The organism is Mucilaginibacter sp. P4_E8, assembly GCF_056401495.1.
In genome coordinates, this window is sequence record NZ_JBFUJG010000273.1 from 1 (window position 1) to 3,384 (window position 3,384).

Consider the following 3,384-nt stretch of genomic DNA (forward strand, 5'->3'; position numbering starts at 1 on the left):
ATTGTGCAGTAATATCTTAATCTTATCAAACTTCCTCTAAAAATACCTTTAAAGGAGGCCGTGCCATTGTTCGGCTTATAGATATGAAAGAACGTCACAGAAAAAGGCGTTCTTTTTTTATGACAATGATTTCCCGGGTAAACCTGACTTTCCTTCCCTATCCAATCCGGAGCATATCAGCTATCCCTTTTGACACACGTATCAGATTTTGCCTGGTACGGTTAAGCGCTGTCGAAATATCCGAGGGTTCGTTCCCTATGGCCAAAAGCACATCAAAGTACTGGCTAAGCTGTTCATTTGGCTCGGCTGGTACTTTGCCGGCCAGCCCTATAACTGGTATACCTTTTAGTTTCGCAAGGTTAGCTACCCCGAAAGGCCCTTTCCCCTGAAGGGTTTGTTCATCTATACTTCCTTCTCCGGTGATCACCAGTGTACTTCTGTTCAAAGCTTCGTTAAATCCGGTAAGCTCCATGAAATTATCAATTCCATTTACCAGGCTGGCATTTAAATAAGCATATACCCCGGCGGATGCACCCCCGGCAGTACCTCCGTATTTTATTGTGGATATATCTTTCCCGGTTTCCCGGAGAGTGATATCATTGAACCTGGAAAGCCCTGCTTCCAGTTTTCCAACCGCGCCAGCATCCGCCCCTTTCTGCGGACCAAAAACAGCGGCTGCTCCCCTGCTTCCCAACAGCATATTATCCACATCACAAAGTACAATGATCTCGCAATCCGGCAAGCGTTTATCCATATTTGAAACATCTATCCGCGCAAGATCGGTCAGGCTTGCGGGCAGGTTGATTAGCTCATGCCCTGCTTCGTTCAGGAACCGGGCACCAAGCGCTTTTAAAATACCTGTACCTCCATCAACCGTTGCCGAACCGCCCATGGCTATGATGACTTTATTTACCCCGGCGTCAAGCGCCGTTTTGATCATCTCGCCAGTGCCGTATGAAGTAGCCGAAAGAGGATTGAGCTCATCATGCTTTAACAATCTTAAACCCGATGCATCCGCCATTTCAATCACAGCGGTACGCCCGTTTTCAATTAAACCGAATGAAGTTTGGATAAGTCTGCCTAACGGATCATGAACTGTTACAGGTACTGTTTTACCCTGCAGCTGCTTAATGATCAGGCTGGCTGTTCCATCGCCGCCGTCAGCTATCGGAAAACACTCTGTAGTGCATTTCAGTGTACTTAGTTTTATCCCCTTTTGAATGGCTTGCGCTGCATCATAAGCAGACAAACTATTTTTAAAGGCATTGGGTGCTATAAGGATATGCATAAGACTAAATTAAAAAGGAAACAATATAAACCATAGCTAAAGCGGTTAAGCCCATGCATACCGTTGCAAGGGAATATACTTTTAACATGGTTTTCATTTCGAGACCGGAAAATTTCGCGATCACCCAAAAATAAGCGTCATTAGCGTGCGAGATCATCATTGATCCGGCGCCCATTGATAAAACACAAAGTAAATGACCTTTGTCGGTATTAAGACCAAGTGCGTGCAGTAATGGAAGTATGATAGAAGCCGCGGTAATAATAGCTACGGTGGAAGACCCTTGTGCCGTTTTAAGTATACAGGTTAATAAAAATGGGAATAGTATCCCGAGGGTGGCCAGGGGTAATGCTTCACTTAAATGTGTCCCGAGTTTTGTAGCTGCCAAAACCGCTCCGAAGGCGCCACCTGCCCCAATAATCACTAAAATTCCTCCGGCTTTTTCTGCACCTTCCTGCAGTAATGGAGCAAGGATGTCTTTTTTCCATGATGACATGGTATTAAAAGCAAACAATACGCCTATTGCCAGTGCAATTACGGGATCACCAGGTATAAGTAATAAATTTATCCACTTACCGGCAGCACCCGGTTCCACTACAAAAAATGATTTTACCGCTATTAAAATTATGGGAACAACCACCGGCATAAACGCTTTAATAACCGATGGCAGCTGCTGATTTCCGCTTATAAGCTCTGGTTCATCTATAACCTGTACGGGAATTTTCTTACCTGCGTATTTTGACCAAAGGTATCCGGAAATCATTGCCGGAATAGCGATCAAAATTCCTGTAAGCATGAGCTTACCAAAATCAACACCGATGATACCCGCCGCCGCTGCGGCACCCGGATGTGGCGGGATCATACAATGAACCGCGTATAAACCCGTAGCCAGTGAAGTACTCATGATAATCAAAGAGATACCCGTGCTTTTTGCCAAAGACTTATTTAGCCCGCTCAAAACAATATAGCCCGAATCACAAAAAATAGGTAAGCCTACAATAAACCCGGTTAAGCTCATGGCCAGCGCCGCATACTTTTCGCCAACAATTTTTAATATAGCATTGGCCATTACTCTTGTACTACCAGTATGCTCCAGTATAGCACCGAGTGTAGTGCCCAAAACTATCAGCAAACCCAATGATTTCAGAATATTGCCAAAACCTTCTTTAATCGTTGTCAGCACATCATTGAACGTCATCCCAACCCCCAAACCAACTAAAAAACAAGCTATGATCAGTGCAAAAAAGGCATGCACCCTAAATTTTGCGGTAAGCAATACAATAATCGCTATACCGGCTATGAGAGAGGTTAAAATACGTACAAGGGTAACATCCATAGAAGTGAAACTAATTTAGTAACAATTGCGCATTAATTAATTTTTTACTTTAATTATAACCTTCCTTATCATCTCACTTTTATCTAACTAAACACCCTTAATGCAAAAAGCCCCTCTGTGTTTTCAGAGAGGCTTATCTGCAATTTAATAATTAATTTATTTCGGCTTGCAGTTCTACAGAACAAGGATTTACMTTTACATTCTCATACCTGGCGCCTGGTGCTTTTACATATGGCCTACCGCGTAAGGAAAAGCTATGAGCTGAATAATCGCCTGTAGGAGGTATCTGTACATAATAGGTGCCTGATTTGRGGGCTACAGTTTTACTTCCTTTTGCCGGAAAACTAAAAGTATAATCTTGCGGCCCTGAAAATGTAATCACAAATGAATTAATACCTGTTGAATTGCTTAAAACATAGTTTATTATTTTAGCAGAGTCGCAATTGCGTTGTGTAGGTTGGCCTACTGATGAAACAGAATCTGTTTTGTTTAAGCCATTTCTGGGTTGTATTGCCTCATTTTTTCTACAAGATGCAATCAATAAAATAACGCATAATAAAGCTGGGGAATAAATTAGATTTTTCATGATGAGTTAATTAATGTGTTAACAATTTGTTAATTGGTCTGACTACTTCATTAGTCGAAAATTGCAACACAATAAGAAACATGTTTTACACTTTTTTTAACGGATTTGTGAAGATTACAAGCAATAATTTTGCTTATTTCACAGGTTTCTTTTGCTCAAACACAAGTACATAAAGAC

Annotated in this window: 3 protein-coding genes; all 3 read right to left on the minus strand. The window is 41.9% G+C overall.

The window, feature by feature from the left end; genetic code table 11:
- Positions 1–157: 157 nt before the first annotated feature.
- Positions 158–1,288, minus strand: coding sequence for a glycerate kinase (locus tag AC1DRQ_RS30265; RefSeq protein WP_477429657.1), 1,131 nt, complete (start codon positions 1,286–1,288; stop codon positions 158–160).
- A 4-nt stretch (positions 1,289–1,292) separates the two neighbouring features.
- Entirely contained in the window at positions 1,293–2,621 is a 1,329-nt protein-coding gene (locus tag AC1DRQ_RS30270; protein WP_477429659.1) for a GntP family permease, read from the minus strand.
- A 151-nt stretch (positions 2,622–2,772) separates the two neighbouring features.
- Positions 2,773–3,207, minus strand: a complete 435-nt coding sequence (locus AC1DRQ_RS30275; protein ID WP_477429661.1) for a hypothetical protein — start codon at positions 3,205–3,207, stop codon at positions 2,773–2,775.
- Positions 3,208–3,384: the final 177 nt, after the last annotated feature.

Excerpts from the sequence above, each read along its gene's own strand:
- AC1DRQ_RS30265 (WP_477429657.1), bottom strand. The coding sequence starts at position 1,288 with ATGCATATCCTTATAGCACCCAATGCCTTTAAAAATAGTTTGTCTGCT.
- AC1DRQ_RS30270 (WP_477429659.1), bottom strand. The coding sequence starts at position 2,621 with ATGGATGTTACCCTTGTACGTATTTTAACCTCTCTCATAGCCGGTATA.